The organism is Psychrobacter sp. JB385, from assembly GCF_900163785.1.
GTDB lineage: Bacteria > Pseudomonadota > Gammaproteobacteria > Pseudomonadales > Moraxellaceae > Psychrobacter.
The window spans coordinates 138,598-155,558 of sequence record NZ_FUKN01000013.1; the positions used below are offsets into that span (position 1 = coordinate 138,598).

Below are 16,961 nucleotides of genomic sequence, written 5' to 3' on the forward strand. Positions count from 1 at the left end.
ACTTTTAGTCATGGTGATTGATGATGGCTTTTATACCAATCTTTAAATATCGCTTGTAAGCTTGGGGTTGGTATAACGCCGTTATACGTATGACAGGACATTAAAGCATGGTAATCACGATATGAGCACAACGCCAAACGCGTCTGTTCGTCAAGCTGGTACAGTTGAGGGTCGTCTTAGTCAGCAGCAGCTTGCCAGTCAAGACCATACACTCTTTAAACGTTTTCTCTCCAAATCAGTCTTAGGACTGATTTCGTTGTTTATGCTCATCCCAATTTTAATCGTATTACTGTCATGGACGCAGCCAGTCGCTGATATCTGGTCGCACATGGCAGAGTATGTGCTGCCACAAGTACTCAAAAATACGGCAATTTTATTGTCGATGGTGATAGCCATTTCTGGCATTATTGGCACCACGCTTGCTTGGATCACCAGCATGTACCGCTTCCCTGGGCAGCGGTTTTTTTCATGGGCATTGATGTTGCCATTAGCCATCCCCGCGTATGTATTGGCGTTTGTGACAATAGGTATTGTTGATTTTAGTGGGCCATTACAGACTGGTTTGCGAGATGTTGGCATTGAGACGGCGATTCCATCAGTACGCAATGTCTGGGGCGCAGGTCTGGTATTATCGTTGGCTTTCTATCCTTATGTTTATTTATTAGCGCGCCAAGCTTTTTTATCGCAAGGTCGGCGTGCGATTGAAGCAGGACAGATGCTTGGCCTGAGCCGAGGGCAGGTATTTTTTAAACTGGCGTTGCCGCAAGCGCTGCCATGGATCGTTGGTGGATTATTGCTGGCAAGTATGGAAACGTTGGCAGACTTTGGCGCAGTATCGATATTTAACGTCGATACCTTTACCACAGCAATCTATAAAGCGTGGTTTGGGTTTTTTAGTTTAACGACAGCAGCACAGTTAGCGGCCTTGCTCATTGGAGTGGTCTTTATCGTGGTTTTGTTTGAGCAGTATTGGCAAGCAAAGCGCGGACGTTCGATGATGCAAGGCAGTAGTCAACGTTTTGAAACCAGTACGCCTGCCAAATGGGGCATGACGCTACTGTGTCTGCTCGTATTTGCGGTGGCATTTTTCGTCCCATTTTTACAGCTGATTTATTGGACAGCATTGAATTTTAGGCAAGATTTTGATGCACGTTATATCGATTTTGTGACCAACAGCTTTATGATAGCGAGTATGACCACGCTTTTTATTGCTGTTTTGGCGATTATAATGGCGTGGATTAAACGGCAGTATCCTGATAAATTGACCAAGCTTATGACCACGCTGGCCAATTTGGGTTACGTGGTGCCGGGCACAGTATTGGCAGTGGGCATATTTATTCCGATTGCTTGGCTAGACAATCAAATGATTGCCTCTGGCATCATCTCAAAACAAGTGCTGTCGGGCAGTGTGATTGTGATGTTACTGGCCTTATCCACACGCTTTATGACTGTCAGCTTTCAGCCAGTGGACCGGCAATTACAACGCTTGACAGTCAATCAAGAAGCGGCGGCTAAGTTACTTAGTGATAGCCCGTATCAGCGCTGGCGACAAGTGGTGTTACCCGTGCTGAGCCCAGGAGTGTTGACAGCATTGCTAATGGGCTTTGTTGAGGTCATGAAAGAGATGCCGATTACACTCATGACGCGGCGACAAGGCTGGGACACATTGGCCGTTCGCGTGTTTGAAATGACCAGTGAAGGCATGTGGGGGCGTGCGGCATTACCCAGCCTATTGATTGTGCTGGTTGGGCTGTTACCCGTTTGGATATTGCTGCGTCAAAGCGACAAGCAGCATTAAAGGCGGGCGCTAAAATACATGAAAAGCAAGCGATAGCTTTTTGTCGTTATGATGGTTTTACTGTTTTATCCGAAAGTTTTTATCTAATATTATTTAACGAGTATCTTGCATGCACACTGATTCGATGAAAGATTCAATTGATCTCAAATCAATACAAGCCAGCTCAGTAAGTGACACTAAGCCATATTTTAGCGTGCAGGACTTGGTGGTTGGCTATGAGGATACGATTGTCGTCAATGGGTTGTCTTTTGTTTTGCAACAAGGCGAGATTGGCTGTTTTTTAGGATACAGCGGATGCGGCAAAACCACGGCATTACGGGCCATTGCAGGGTTGGAACCGAGTCGCGGCGGTAGCATTTATCTAAGCAATCAATGTTTAACGGACCAAACGGCTCGCAATACACTAACCGTTGCACCAGCCAAACGTGGCATGGGCATGGTATTTCAGGATTATGCGCTTTTTGGTCATCTCAGCGTCGCAAAAAACATCGCTTTTGGGCTTAATAAATGGTCTGCGGCTGATAAAAAAGCGCGTGTGACTGAGATGCTAAGCTTAGTCGAATTAACCGAACATGCTGACAAACGTCCTCATGAGCTTTCAGGTGGACAGCAGCAGCGTGTAGCTTTAGCGCGAGCATTGGCACCCAAGCCTAAGCTATTGTTATTAGATGAGCCATTCTCGAATTTGGATGTGGTGTTGCGTGAGTCGTTGGCAATGAGTGTCCGTGATATCCTCAAACGCACCAATACCACTGCTATCTTGGTGACTCATGATCAAAATGAAGCCTTTGCGCTGGCAGATAAAGTTGGGGTGATGGATAAAGGCAAGCTTGTGCAATGGGCAACCCCAAGTGAGTTGTACCATGAGCCAATCAGTCCTTTTGTTGCCGAGTTCGTCGGCGAAGGCGCGATGATAGATGGCATCATAAAAGACGGCCGTATCGAAACTGCCTTGGGGGATATTTATCGACGCATGGAAGTTTATGATGAATTAGGACAGCCGCAATATTGCGCGTATGATTACCCAAACGGCACGCCGATTAAGGTGCTGGTGCGTCCTGATGATATCATTCATGATGATGAGAGTGCGCGAACCGCATTGGTGATTGGGCGCGTGTTTCGCGGTGCCAACTACTTGTATCGCTTACAGCTCGATGATGGTCAGACGGTATTGTCTTTGGTCGCAAGTCACCATAACCATGAGATAGGCTCACACATTGGCATCTTGCCCTTGTTAGAGCATGTCGTGGTATTTGACGAAAAAGAAATCAATGCCACAACATGGTCAGAATCTGATAAATCAGAAAGAGTAGAAGAGATTCGATAAGACAAAACGGTTTGCTGGTAACTTTAGACTGGCTATCATGATTGAAAGATTTACCGAGTTGCCATCACATGCAAATACCGTCCCAGCCATTTATAAGGCTCTAGTTGTGAGTAACGCAGCTCCATTCGTATGACGGCATCTGGATGATTATGACCACCACGTTTGAGGGGCGCATAATCATGAAATACGCGCAAGCCACTGGTCAGAACGGTTTGATAATGATGGGCTGCCAACCAAGCATCGACTTCTGCTTTGGCAACGGGATGATTGGGCGTTAAGCTTTTTTTGTTGTCGGCCTTATAGTCGGTATTATCGAGTAAGTTAAAATTACCCATGATGAGGTTACGATAATCGAAGCTGGCGGGATTATAGAAGCATAACGATATCGCCCCATGATTGGCTAATTGTCGATCAAAAAAATCCATAACCATGGCAGGTTCTGCTAACCATTCTAGCAACGCGTGTGACAGTATCAAATCAAACTTAGCGCCATCCGAATTTGTATCATTATGCTGAGAGTCGTTATTGAGCTTGTCTTCAAGATCTTGATACGGGCAGACATACCAGGTTATATCCAACGCTTTATCTATTTGTACCGCGCTCGCTTTTGCCTTTTCAAGCATATTGGCTGAGATGTCATTGATGACTAGGCTATGACCTCGCGCAGCAAGCTCAATCGAAATCTGTGCCAGACCTGCGCCCACATCGAGAATACGTAAGGGTCGCCCAAGCTTTTCGCTCATCTTTGCACTATAGTCAAAAATATCACGACGTAACACAGCCAATCGAATCTCACCTTTTAGACCACCATAGACTTTTTTTTCAAAATGATCAGCGATGGCATCGAAATTGCGATCCGTCCGTGCGTCTTGTGGTTCCAATACTTGCGGCGTCGATGCAGTTGCTGATTCTAACAATGGGGTATCAGCGTTTTTTGTGTCTTGAGGTATTGTTTGCATAAAGAATAGGTCTGTATCGAGGTGATATTTTGCAACATCGTACAATAAAGAAGAGAGCGATGCTAGGATTGGTTTGATAGCTTAGAATATTGTTTTTTAGTGTCAAAAAAGAAGCAAAGGTCATGCTTTGCAGTAGCTTTTGATAATATTTTACGGTATAAATAGTAAGGTTTAAGAAACAATTTTAGTCATGTAAGTTTTTAAGAAAGGGTTTAAGACCGAGCACTGATTAGAATCGCTTCCACACTCAAATTATCTACTGCCATGGACTATCGGCAATTTATTGACTTGCCTTTGATAAGGCCATCACTACTAAGGATAGTAACGATGATAAAATCCAAATCTGCCACCCGCCTCACACCAGCTGTCAACACTCAACGCGCAACTGCCGTTATTACCAATCAACCAAAAACGTCACGCTGTTTGCTGTCGGTCGCTATTGCTAGCAGCTTACTACTGGTGGGCTGCGGGGATGATGACAACGATAGAGTCGTCTCTAATGACACAACCGTTGAAACCATCAGTGCCTTTACTACCAGTCAAATTGATAATGGATTTGGTCTAGGCAATACCGCAACGCCTGATGCCAAATGTGATATTAAAATCGAAAAAATCAATTATCCAACGGTAGGGGCAGCGGGCGAGCGTACCAATGCGACGGCTGCATTGATGTTACCAAGTGGTGATAGCGCAGACTGTCAAGGCGATCGACCCATACTGCTTTATGCACATGGCACCACCACCGATAAAGACTATGACTTTAGTCAAGTGGCGAATACTCAAAACCCAGCAGCTGAGGAAGCCACATCGATAGCCGCGAATTTTGCTGCCCAAGGTTACATTGTGGTAGCACCAAACTATGCCGGTTATGATGATTCTAATCTAGATTATCATCCGTATCTGGTGGCAGAGCAGCAAGCTACTGACATGGCAGATGCGTTAGAGGGTGCGCGTACGATTATTGATAGACAACAACGCGTCAATGATACGGATTACACCAGTATTGATGACTCTGGCAAACTGTTTATTAGCGGATACTCACAAGGTGGGCACGTTGCCATGGCAACCGCCCGTCTTCTAGAACAACAAAACAAGCCTGTGACGGCGATTGCGCCTTCATCAGGCCCTTATGCATTGGCCGCATTTGGCGATTTTATATTTAGAGGAAATGTAAATATTGGCGCAACACGCTTTGCACCGTTATTGGCAGTGGGTTTGGATAAAAAGTACAAAAATATCTATAGCAATACATCCGATATTTTCTCAGCGCAGTATGCCAATACTCAGCTACCAAGTACGCAAACCTTTGCTCAGTTAGTGAACGCTGGCAAGTTACCTGATAACGCGCTTTTCCAGTCAAAACCTACCAATAATGCTATCCTCGATCAACTCCCAACCAGCAATTTGCCTTTTGCTTTCTTAGGGTTCGACGATGATAAATATCTGATAAAAACAGATTTCCGTGCCGCTTACGTCGCTGATGCCTTGCAAAATCCAGACAGCCTAGTCGCTAGCACAGGAGTATTACCAGCTGCTAATCCACAAAACAATTTGCGCAAAGCGCTAAAAGACAATGACCTTCGCGGTTATGTGCCTAAAATGCCAGCGCTATTGTGCGGTGGTAACCAAGACCCAACCGTTTATTATGATATAAACACAGGATCAATGACGGCCATCATACAACAAGCAGGAGCAGCGTCAGGTGCCAATCTGAATGTCACAGTATTGGATGTTGATACCAGAGGCAATCGCGGCGCAGTCACATCGATTGGTAGTGCCATGAGCAATCCATGGATGTCCACGTCCATCATTGACAATGTCCAAGGCAGATTTTCTGCAACTTTGACAGCCGTTCAAAACAAAGCCATCGCAGATGCTCAAGCGGGAGGAGTAACGGATCCGACATTATTGGCCCAAGCAGCAGGCGCTGCTGTATTGGCTAGCTACCACGGCGGCTTAGTCAGCGCAGCCTGTACCCAAGCGACACGCGAATTCTTTGATCAGGAATTCACAGCCAGTTAAGCGCATTCAGACTTTCTCATAACCACTATTTCACCATCAAAAACTGTATCTGCTAGATGCAGTTTTTTGATAACTGTCTGCCAATAATTGAAGAGAGAAAAATATGAAATCAATACTATTGTCACTATTCACAATTATCTTTGTTGTTGCGCCTATTAGCCAAGCACAAGCAAAAAACACCCCATGTTCAGGTAAGATGGGCGGGGTGTCTCACTGCTCAGCAGATGGTAAATTTGTGTGTAACAATGGCAAAATTAGCCAATCCAAAAAAACTTGTCGCTGATATAGATCAAGAGGGAGTTCAGTTATTAAAATATCGCTGCTAATAAGCTGTTTTCCTTGATGTTAATGACAGTCAGAACCCCCTAAATCAGCAATTTTGTGCTAAAATAGCTTCTTTTATTAAACATTAAAACGATCGTCGTTTTCTTATTGTTTTGCACGTTTAATAGCGTTTTTCTGATCACTATTTTGAGAGTAGCTGCGCATTGATGCAGCTATTTTTTGTAGAGTGTATCAGTATCTTAAAAAGTGTCTGCATTAGAAAAAACGAGAGTGAAGGAGTGTATATGAGCGAATCGGTCAGTCCTATTGGCATTGTGGATGAACTAAAACAATCCTATTTGGATTATGCGATGAGCGTGATCGTCTCGCGTGCACTACCTGATGTGCGTGATGGGTTCAAACCTGTACATCGCCGCGTCATGTACGCCATGCATGTGCTATCTAACGATTACAACAAACCTTATAAAAAATCTGCACGTGTGGTTGGTGATGTTATTGGTAAATACCACCCACATGGCGATAGCGCGGTATATGATGCCATCGTACGTATGGCACAGGACTTTAGCTTGCGTTATCCGATGGTCGATGGTCAAGGTAACTTTGGTTCAATCGATGATGATCCACCGGCAGCGATGCGTTATACCGAAGTACGTATGACCAAGCTGACTCACCAAATGCTGGCTGATTTGGACAAAGACACGGTTGATTGGGAAGACAACTACGACGGATCTGAGCGCATGCCAAGCGTGATGCCAGCACGTATTCCCAACCTATTGGTGAATGGTGCGACGGGTATTGCTGTTGGTATGGCCACCAACATGGCACCGCATAATTTGACCGAAGTCATCAATGCATGTTTGGCCTATGCCCAAAATCCACAAGTCTCAGCTGAAGAGCTGATGTCACATATCTCAGGCCCTGATTTTCCGACAGGCGGTATTATCTATGGCCGCGCGGGCATTTTAGATGCTTATCGTACGGGTAAAGGTCGTCTGCACATACGTGGTCGTTATCATATTGAACCGATGAGTGATACGGGTGTTAACCGCGATCGTGAGCGTATTGTCTTCACGGAAGTGCCTTATCAAGCCAATAAAGCCAAGCTGATTGAGCGTATTGCTGAATTGGTTCGCGATAAAAAAATCGAAGGCATCAGTGAGATTCGTGATGAATCTGATAAAGACGGCATGCGTATCGCTATTGACTTGCGCCGTGGTGAGACAGCAGAAGTTATCGTTAATAACTTATTCTTGCAAACCCCGCTTGAATCTAGCTTCAGTATCAATATGGTGGCACTGGATAATGGTCAGCCAAAAGTATTGACCTTGCGCCAATTGATTGCGGCATTTGTGCGCCATCGTCAAGAAGTCGTCACGCGCCGTACCATTTACGAGTTAAACAAAGCACGTGTACGTGGTCACCTGCTCGAAGGTTTGACAGTTGCACTGGCAAATATCGATGAGATTATTGCAACCATCAAAGCGTCTGCAAACCGTGGCCTAGCACGTGAAAGCTTATTGAATAACACGTGGGGCTCAGGCAGCGTTGTTGCGATGCTGACTGCTGCGGGTAGTCAATCAGTGCGTCCTGATTTCATTGAAGGCGAAGATCCTAAAGCGCCATTCGGTTTGATCGATGATGAAACTGGCGGTGAGCAGCGCTATCGCTTATCCCTTGAGCAGGTCAATGCCATTTTAGACATGCAACTGCATCGCTTGACGGGTCTTGAGCAAGATAAGTTGACCGAAGAATATCAAGACTTACTGCGTGAAATTGCGCATTTAGAGTCTATTTTGGGTGATTTTGACAAGCTGATGACCATTATCTCTAATGAGATGATTGAGATTCGTGACAATTTTGGCGATGAGCGTCGTACCGACATTATCGACTCACGTACTGATTTTAACCGTGAAGACCTGATTCCTGAACAAACCGTGGTCATGACTGTTTCTCGTACGGGCTATGCAAAAACTCAGCCGATTGATGATTATGTGGCACAAAAACGTGGCGGCAAAGGCAAGTCTGCAACTGCGATGAAAGAAGACGATGTGATTGATCATTTGGTTGTAACATCTACGCATGCGACGGTATTGTGCTTTACGGATAGTGGGCGCGTCTTTAGCTTGCGGGGCTTTGAAGTACCGATTGCCAGTCGCGGCGCTCGTGGTCGTCCATTAGTCAACTTGATTGGGTTAAATGGTGATGAGACGGTGACGACTATATTGCCTATTCCAAAAACAATAGAAGATGTTTCTGCAAAAGGTAATATTTCCTTAACGGATGATGAGTCATTAGAAGATACTAATGAAGCAGAGCCTCCTTTTGTCTTCTTTGCAACGGCGAATGGTACAGTTAAGCGGGTTGAGCTTAAGCAGTTTGCTAATATCCGTTCGAACGGCCTGATTGCTGTTGGTTTAGAGGACGGCGATAAATTGGTCAGTGCTCGCATCACCAATGGTAGCCAAGAAGTTATGCTGTTTGCCTCAAGTGGTAAAGCCATTCGCTTTGATGAGAATGATGCTCGTGCAATGGGTCGTACTGCAAAAGGCGTACGTGGTATGCGTTTGGCAGATGATGAGTTTATCAAATCATTGGTTGTCATCGAAGATGATGTGCGCGAGATCTTGATTGCTTGTGAAAATGGCTTTGGTAAGCGTACCTTTATCGATGAGTTCAATACCCAAAATCGTGGTGGCGGCGGTGTTATCGCGATCAAAACCAGTGAGCGCAATGGTGCACTAGTTCGTGCGACCAAAGTCGAGCCTGAAGATGATATTATCTTAATCTCAGACAAAGGCACGTTAGTACGTACGCCTGTTGAGCATGTGGCCAGTTCTGGACGCAATACTCAAGGTGTGACACTGATTCGCTTATCAAAAGATGAGAAACTGGTTGCCATGGCGCGAGTAGAAAATGAAGAAAACGCTGATGAGTTAATCGATGCCATGAGAGAAGATGGTACGTTTGAGGTTGACGGTCAAGAACAACAAGATATTAATAAAGTCGCTGAAGAATCAGCAACTGCGGATGTCAATGATACGATTGATATGGCCAATGACTATTCATTGGATGATGACTCGGCAGACAATGACCAATAAACGTCTTGGCAGTTAGTTTTTTAGTTTAGTTTTTCGCACTGCTCTAAAAAAGCCTCTAACGCTATCGTTGGAGGCTTTTGTTTTTCTAGCATTTTGTCTCTTTTATGGTCTGCTTTCAAGTTTTGATAGCATCAATAATTGAAAAAAATGTTCATCACGTTATATTTTAAAGGCCGTAGTTATGCTCACCACCAATCAAACCTTTCAAGGAACTGTCGCCTCGGTCTCATCGAGCGTTTTGTTTTCGATGATGTTTTTGTTTGGACTGTTTATGCTGCCCCTGACAGGCACGCAGGTGGCGTCATGGCGCGTGCTAATGATGCTGCTCAGTTTGGTCATATTGCTCAGTTTAACCAAACAGTGGCAGCATGTTTTTGATTATATAAAGACGCTAAAGACAGCAAAAGAATGGCTCATATTTATATTACCGGCACCAATTTTGGGTGGGCAAATTTGGTTATTTATGTGGGCACCTGTGAATGGTTTTGGTCTCGATGTTACTTTGGGATATTTTCTGTTGCCACTCATGATGATAGTGATCGGTCGCTTTTTTTATCAAGAGTATATGAGCGCATTGCAGTGGATAGCGGCACTATGTGCAGCCTTAGGCATTGGTTATGACATTGTTCAATATGGGTCGGTATCTTGGGTAACTTTGTTTGTGTGCTTGGGATATCCGCCTTATTATCTCTTGCGGCGCACGCTTTCTGTGCCGCCCATTACTGGTCTGCTGTTTGATTTGACATTATTGACGCCAGTGGTACTCGCCATGCTTTATATGAGTGGTGGTTTTAGTGTAGCGGCGCAAAACATGAAGTTTTGGTATCTATTGCCACTCTTGGGCGCTTTTAGTGCGCTTGCCATGTCTTTGACAATGATGGCGAGTAATAAGCTGCCGGTTTCATTATTTGGGGCACTGAGCTACATAGAGCCGATGCTGTTATTTGTGTTCTCCATTACTATTCTGAGTCAAAGCCTTGATGAAGGCGGATCGCTCTTTATGTATGGCATGATTACGCTTGCGCTTTTGGTGATGATAATTGATAGTGTGATAGGATATCTGGTTCGTCGCCGTGACAACCATTTACATGGCTATAGAGAGCCACAGGTAGGCGGATTTCCGCCGCGTCGTCACTATATCAATCAGCGTATCGATGGCGCACTAAAAGCGCATCGTTTTCGCAAAATTCGTCGTTATCGAAAGAAGATAAATAAGATACAGAAAAAACTGGATAATTCTTTTTAAAATAAGTACTTAGGTGTATTAAATTTACTCAAGGTAGAAGTTAACACACTAGATGAACAGTAGCATTGCTTATCTATGCTGACTTTGACATAATGCCGCCCATGATGTAAGCACAATACATTACAAGCGTTGATTTTAGATGGCGCGACGACCTTATATGCAAAAGCCTCAGACGTTCTCGTCTGAGGCTTTTGTTTTTTTTTAAAATTGCCAAGGATGTGCCCCAATCTTTAAAGGCTGTTGTGATGCTGACTACTAACCAAACCTCGCAGGGTACCATCACTGCTGTGGCTGCAAACTTTTTATACTCTTTGCTGTTCCTATTTGGTTTGCTATTGCAACCATTATCAGGCACGCAAGTGGCTTCTTGGCGCGTATTGACGATGTTTTTTAGTCTGGTACTACTGATCAGTGTGCTCAAACAATGGCAGCATATTTTTGATTATCTAAAAACATTGAAGGGCGCAAAAGAATGGTTCTTATTTATATTACCCACACCAATTTTGGGCGCCCAAATTTGGATATTTATGTGGGCACCTGTCAATGATTTGGGGCTTGAGGTGACGTTGGGTTACTTCCTATATCCGATGATCATGATCGTTATTGGTCGGTTCTTTTATAATGAAAAAATGAGTCTATTGCAATGGGCGGCCATCATATGTGCAGGTTTTGGTATTGCTTATGATATTTTCCAATATGGCGCTATCTCTTGGGCGACTTTGTTCGTTTGCTTGGGGTATCCGCCGTACTACTTGCTGCGTCGTAAGCTGGCCGTGCCGCCAATCACAGGCTTGATTTCTGATCTTGTGTTGTTATTACCCGTTGTGTTGATTGCGCTGTATTTTAACGGCGGTTTTGAAATAGCCATCGCAAGCGACAAGCTTTGGTATCTATTGCCATTATTGGGCGTTATCAGTACCGCTGCGATGTCATTGACCATGGTAGCAAGCCAAAAGTTGCCAGTCTCGTTGTTTGGGACGTTGTGTTATCTGGAACCGATATTTTTGTTTATATTTTCAATTGCGATTTTGGATCGTAATTTGCACGATGGCGGCTCCATGCTGATGTATAGCATGATCTTTATCGCACTGCTTATTATGATTGCTGATAGCGCCCTCGGTTATCTGGCACGCAAACGTGATGATCGCCTACATGGGTACAATGAGCCACAAGTTGGCAGTTTTCCGCCGCGTCGCCGTCTCAAAAATCGCCGTATCAAAGGCGTGCTAATCGCGCATCGATTCCGAAAAATAAAAAAATATCAGCAAAAAATAGACAAGATGACCCGCAAAATTGAAGCGTTACATTTAGAATAATATGGAGTAGATAGTGTCATAAAGTTGACTTAGTAGACATAATTTTTCGTGATTGTTCTACATAGCGCCTATGTTAAAGGTGAATCAATTACGCTATTATCGATGTTAATGTTGTCACGCGTAATAGAATATGCGGCATCATCTATGGATATTATTATTTACTTATACTACAACTAGGACGGTCTATGTTAAATCTGCATCATTTAAATAACTCGCGCTCATTTCGTATTTTATGGTTATTAGAAGAGCTTGAGCTTGATTATAAGCTAACCAGCTATGAGCGCACCAAATCTTATCTGGCACCTGAAAGCTTAAAAAAGGTACATCCGCTTGGTCATACCCCAGTGCTTGAAGTGGATGGTCGAGCGTTGGCTGAGTCAGGTTTTATTATTGAATATCTGCTTAGACATTATGATACCGACCATCAGTTCAAACCTGCGGATGACAATGAAACAGCGTGGGAAAACTATACTTTTTGGATGCACTTTGCTGAAGCTTCTGCGATGCCGCCTTTAGTCATGCGTTTGGTATTTAGCAAAGTGGTTGAGAGATCGCCGATGCTTATCAAGCCCATCAGTAAAGGCATTCGCAAACAAGTAGAAGATGGCATGATCGATAATAATATCATGAACAACTTAAATTTGATGGAGCATCATCTGCAAGACAATCATTGGTTTGCAGGAGAGACTTTTAGCGCCGCTGATATTCAGATGTATATTGTCGTTGCAGCGTCTAATGCGCGTGCAGGGATGGACAGAGTCAGATTTGCCAATCTACTAAACTGGCTTAAGCGTTGCCAAGAGCGTCCAGCCTTTAAACGTGCTGAAGAAAAAGGCGGCACACCGAAGTTTTAAAGATATAATATGCTATTGCGAGGATTTTTAATTCTTATTTAACCATAGTATATATAAAAGGTAGTAGCATGAGCGACCAGAATAAACTGGCTAAAGATACAGTGAATGCCGATAGTAGCGATACTCGCCGTCAAGAAATTCGTGCACAGCAAGTCTCTATCAAGTCATGGACTCAAAAGATATTGGTCGTGCTGCTATGTTTGGCCAGCTTTTATGGCGGTTGGAAGTCTTATGAGTCCAATATGGTCAGCGAATGCCGAGCCAATGGTGGACAAATGGTAGAAAATCAAAAAACCATGCTATGTCAGTTGTCATAGTCAATGGATAAATAAATGACTGGTATTAGTCAGAGAAGCCGCCCATGCTCAAGTTAACCTTTCTTGGCACATCAGCTGGTGTGCCAACCAAGCAGCGCAATGTGACCGCATTGGCGATAGAATGCTTGAATCTTCATACTTCTGGTTCATCGCAAGGCAACCGGCCTCATAGTAACAGTCAAAATAAAAAGTCGCGCCCGTGGCTGCTCATCGATTGCGGCGAAGGCACACAGCAGCAATTGCTACATACCAAGCTCTCCTTACATCAATTGACGGCTATTTGTATTACGCACGTCCATGGTGATCACTGTTATGGCCTGCCAGGGCTGCTTGCGAGTGCTGCGATGTCAGGTCGCCGTGAGCCACTGACGCTGATTGCACCAAAAGCCATCTCGGCGCTGCTTGATGGCTTTATCCTACATACTGAACTATATCTGCCATTTATCCTCAACTTTGTGTCTATAGAAGATCTGTTGTCGCAAGAAGATAATAAAATAAAAATCGACTTGGATAATCAACATCAGCTGATGATAGAGGTTTATCCGTTATCACATCGTGTGCCATCTCATGGGTTTGGTATCACTCAGACCATCAGCCGTCGCACGCTTAACACGGACAAGCTCATAGCAAATGGTATCCCAGCAAGTGCGCTGTGGGGAAAGCTACAACAAGGCGAAAACGTCACCACGGAGGATGGTCAGCACTTGCATTCAGCAGACTATGTTCATGATGATGTGCAGCGGACAAAAGTAGTAATAGCAGGGGACAATGACACGCCAGAATGTCTGAGTACAGCGGTTATGGATGCGGATTTATTGGTGCACGAGGCCACTTATACGCACGAGGTCATGATGGCTATTCAAGCCCGCAACCCTGACTTTGATCCCATGCATAGCAGCGCGCACATAGTGGGTACATTCGCACAAAAAATGAACCTAAAAAACATCATTTTGACCCACTTTAGCGCTCGTTATCAGGGCTTTGATAATCCAGATAGCGAAACGCCAAATATGGCCTATATTCGCTTAGATGCGCAAAGTGTTTACCAAGGCAATCTATGGCTGGCAGAAGATTTTGCTCAATATACCGTTAATGGGGCTACCGACTTGGCAGACACTCAAGAAGGCAGTCAAAAGGAGAGTCGCGTGCAGTATATAGGCTCTGCACGCGATCATGAGAAATAGTTCAACGTTTGCTGTCTTCGATAGCCAGCTGTGTCTTGCCGCTCCAATAACGACTGAATTGATAAGCCACTCGTCCTGAGCGCCCGCCGCGTTCGGATGCCCAGCGTAGCGCATCTGCTCTAATTGCGTCAGGCAAACTGCCGTCTTCTGAGCTAACTTCAATAGTTGTGTCGGCACTGGTCAAGATTTTCTGTTGTTCCAACATCAGATAATGCTGAATAATTTGTAGATAGGTTTGCTGATCCATGGGGTGAAAGGTGAGTGACAAACCAAATCGATCCGATAACGACACGGTCTCATCAATGGTCTCATAAGGATTGACCTCATCCGTCTGACCATTATAAATATCAAGATTGTCCTTCATCATCTGCGGTAATAGACGACGGCGGTTACTGGTGGCGTAGACCAGTAGCTTGTCTTGTTCAGAATCCAGCGCACCATCGAGTACGCTTTTTAGAGCGCGATAGCTTTCATCTTGACCATTAAATGCCAAGTCATCGCAGTACACTATGTAACGGCAGCCACAGTCTACGGGCAACGCCTTAATGGCCGCGCGTATTTTATCCAATACTTGCAAATCATCACGAGCAATCTCAATAATGCGCAGCCCTTCACTATGATAAGCTTGTAATAAAGCACGAATTAGTGAGGATTTACCTGCACCACGTGTCCCTGTCATCAAGACATGATTGGCTGGATAGCCTTTTAAAAACTGACGCGTATTTTGTATGAGCTTTGATTTTTGTCGCTCAATACCTTGCAAGTCGTCTAAACTTAAAAACAGATTGACTGCGAGCGGCGCTAGATGACCATTATGACCGCCGACCCAGCGGTAGGCAAGCTGCTCAGAATCAATGTCAATCGCTGGCGTGACCTGCTCTTGCAAATATTGAGTCAGCAAATCCAGTAGCGGCTTGGGCAGGGTATAATGAGTAGTAGGGTTAGACGAGTGGGTAGGTTGCGACATAATAGCTCTGACTGTTGAGGTGGGATTTGAGAGGTGTCATCGTGGTTTTTTCAGGACGTCACTATATGATGAGAGTTTGCCATGAAAAACCAGACCATGCAAAATAGTGCCAGTAATCCGCTGATTATACAAGCACTGCAAACGCAGGCTCAGCGGCTATTGCCTCTTATCACTCAAACACTATGCGCACGACAATATAGCGAAATAGTGCACCAGCGTATTGCTCAGCAACACGATCTGCAAACACGAAGCGCTGAAACAACAACCATAGCAACAGATTGTTATCAAGGTTTGACGCGCGCAAAGCATCCGCAATTTGGTAGTGTTATGATTAAGTGGCAGCTAAATGCTTCTGATAGTCATAATTTATCCGGTTTGACTCATGAATGTGATGTGCTGAAATCTTTGAACGCATTATCACAAAATCAGAGCGGCCAAAAATCGTTTGTTCCTTCTGTATTCGCTTTTGACACAATAAGTATTCAAGCAATGGGGCAGAGTCAGCGATTAATGGCACTTGTCATGCCTTATTATCCAAATGGAAATTTAGCAAAGCAGCTTACTAGTCAAAACCGTCCGTTATTAACCGATAATTACAAGCATCATTTTATTCAGCAAGCGGCTTATCTTGTAGCCAAGTTACATCATGCTGGCTGGCTACACAATGATATTAAACCCAGTAATATTTTGCTTAATACGGCTTTAGAAGATGATGGGCATAATATTAGCGAAACGTCTGATCTAGTCATGATTGATTTTGCATTAGCAGAGATGATTCATCAACCTATTCACTCAAGTTCTGCTGGAACGCCTGCCTATCTTGCACCTGAGCGCTGGCAGGGAGAGAGAGCAACGATACAAAGCGATATTTACGCGTTTGGTATCATGATCGTTGAAATACTTACGGGCGAACGACCGTTTAAGATTGCTGCTGAGAGTATTGATGAAATGAGTGATTGGGCAATTCAGCATTGCCAGCAGCCTATTCCAAGACAGCCGTTATCATATAGTCGTTATCAATCTATCGTAGATAGCGCATTGGCGAAGCGAGTAGAGAAGCGGTATCAAAGTATGGATGAAATACTGTTAGATTTAGAGAAAGTGTGAACCTACGATTGAAATCCAGACACAAAAAAACCTGCTAAAAGTGGATTCAATTTTAAATCTAGTATTAGCTAAAATTATAAAAGAGAGTTCAATATGATATTGTCAATGTGTATACCAACAGATCTTAGAATAAATGAACTTATTAAAAGAGAAGATATACCTTGTTTCTGTAAGATTGACGCTAAGTTTATACTAACTTTTGATTTCGCTCCATTTTCGCTAATAGGTGAGATAGTGGAATTGGATACAGAACGATTGAGTTTATTGTATCCTAGTGGAGTTGGAGGTAAATACACCTATTATAATCATGCCATGGTGTCTATAGATAAAGTATCAGAAAACCAATATAGAGTAACAAGTCTAAAGTTTTTTGAAGTATACCTTGGTTGGTGTTCCATAATAGTTGATGGAAATTACGCTCCTGAACGAGAATATGATGAAGATTTTTGATATATAAGGTGAAAAATTTATCATGTACGCA

14 protein-coding genes are annotated in these 16,961 nt (G+C 44.0%); 12 read left to right on the plus strand and 2 right to left on the minus strand.

Annotation, left to right across the window (positions count from 1 at the left end; genetic code table 11):
- Nucleotides 1-121: 121 nt before the first annotated feature.
- Nucleotides 122-1,798, plus strand: coding sequence for an iron ABC transporter permease (locus tag CZ794_RS07910; protein WP_087041082.1), 1,677 nt, complete (start codon nucleotides 122-124; stop codon nucleotides 1,796-1,798).
- Nucleotides 1,799-1,922: 124 nt separating this feature from the next.
- On the plus strand, nucleotides 1,923-3,125 hold the full coding sequence (locus tag CZ794_RS07915) for an ABC transporter ATP-binding protein (protein WP_373407914.1): 1,203 nt from the start codon (nucleotides 1,923-1,925) through the stop codon (nucleotides 3,123-3,125).
- A 50-nt stretch (nucleotides 3,126-3,175) separates the two neighbouring features.
- Here CZ794_RS07915 and CZ794_RS07920 read toward each other — a convergent pair whose 3' ends face one another.
- Nucleotides 3,176-4,084 carry a methyltransferase domain-containing protein gene (locus CZ794_RS07920; RefSeq protein ID WP_087041084.1) on the minus strand — a complete coding sequence of 303 codons (909 nt, stop codon included), beginning with the start codon at nucleotides 4,082-4,084 and terminating at the stop codon, nucleotides 3,176-3,178.
- Nucleotides 4,085-4,411: 327 nt separating this feature from the next.
- Here CZ794_RS07920 and CZ794_RS07925 point away from each other — a divergent pair, with 327 nt between their 5' ends.
- The 8 genes from CZ794_RS07925 to CZ794_RS07960 all read left to right on the plus strand — a co-directional run bounded on the left by CZ794_RS07925 (nucleotide 4,412) and on the right by CZ794_RS07960 (nucleotide 14,406).
- Nucleotides 4,412-6,106, plus strand: a complete 1,695-nt coding sequence (locus CZ794_RS07925) for a S9 family peptidase (RefSeq protein ID WP_087041085.1) — start codon at nucleotides 4,412-4,414, stop codon at nucleotides 6,104-6,106.
- Nucleotides 6,107-6,209: 103 nt separating this feature from the next.
- Entirely contained in the window at nucleotides 6,210-6,389 is a 180-nt protein-coding gene (locus CZ794_RS07930) for a hypothetical protein (protein ID WP_087041086.1), read from the plus strand.
- Between the two features lie 286 nt (nucleotides 6,390-6,675).
- Nucleotides 6,676-9,489 carry a DNA gyrase subunit A gene (gyrA, locus tag CZ794_RS07935; RefSeq protein WP_087041087.1) on the plus strand — a complete coding sequence of 938 codons (2,814 nt, stop codon included), beginning with the start codon at nucleotides 6,676-6,678 and terminating at the stop codon, nucleotides 9,487-9,489.
- 181 nt (nucleotides 9,490-9,670) lie between these two features.
- Nucleotides 9,671-10,735 carry an EamA family transporter RarD gene (rarD, locus tag CZ794_RS07940; protein WP_087041088.1) on the plus strand — a complete coding sequence of 355 codons (1,065 nt, stop codon included), beginning with the start codon at nucleotides 9,671-9,673 and terminating at the stop codon, nucleotides 10,733-10,735.
- Nucleotides 10,736-10,980: 245 nt separating this feature from the next.
- Nucleotides 10,981-12,051 carry an EamA family transporter RarD gene (gene rarD, locus CZ794_RS07945; RefSeq protein ID WP_087041089.1) on the plus strand — a complete coding sequence of 357 codons (1,071 nt, stop codon included), beginning with the start codon at nucleotides 10,981-10,983 and terminating at the stop codon, nucleotides 12,049-12,051.
- A 185-nt stretch (nucleotides 12,052-12,236) separates the two neighbouring features.
- Nucleotides 12,237-12,905, plus strand: a complete 669-nt coding sequence (locus CZ794_RS07950; RefSeq protein ID WP_087041090.1) for a glutathione S-transferase — start codon at nucleotides 12,237-12,239, stop codon at nucleotides 12,903-12,905.
- 68 nt (nucleotides 12,906-12,973) lie between these two features.
- Nucleotides 12,974-13,222, plus strand: a complete 249-nt coding sequence (locus CZ794_RS07955) for a hypothetical protein (protein ID WP_087041091.1) — start codon at nucleotides 12,974-12,976, stop codon at nucleotides 13,220-13,222.
- A gap of 44 nt (nucleotides 13,223-13,266) precedes the next feature.
- On the plus strand, nucleotides 13,267-14,406 hold the full coding sequence (locus tag CZ794_RS07960) for a ribonuclease Z (RefSeq protein WP_087041092.1): 1,140 nt from the start codon (nucleotides 13,267-13,269) through the stop codon (nucleotides 14,404-14,406).
- A gap of 1 nt (nucleotide 14,407) precedes the next feature.
- On the opposite strand, the gene CZ794_RS07965 is transcribed toward CZ794_RS07960, so the two are convergent.
- Nucleotides 14,408-15,373: an ATP-binding protein gene (locus CZ794_RS07965; RefSeq protein WP_087041093.1), complete on the minus strand. Its 966-nt coding sequence runs from the start codon at nucleotides 15,371-15,373 to the stop codon at nucleotides 14,408-14,410.
- 81 nt (nucleotides 15,374-15,454) lie between these two features.
- Between CZ794_RS07965 and CZ794_RS07970 the strand changes: the two genes are divergently transcribed.
- Nucleotides 15,455-16,480: a protein kinase gene (locus tag CZ794_RS07970; protein WP_256958921.1), complete on the plus strand. Its 1,026-nt coding sequence runs from the start codon at nucleotides 15,455-15,457 to the stop codon at nucleotides 16,478-16,480.
- A gap of 93 nt (nucleotides 16,481-16,573) precedes the next feature.
- Nucleotides 16,574-16,930 carry a hypothetical protein gene (locus CZ794_RS07975; RefSeq protein WP_087041094.1) on the plus strand — a complete coding sequence of 119 codons (357 nt, stop codon included), beginning with the start codon at nucleotides 16,574-16,576 and terminating at the stop codon, nucleotides 16,928-16,930.
- The last annotated feature ends 31 nt before the right edge of the window (nucleotides 16,931-16,961 follow it).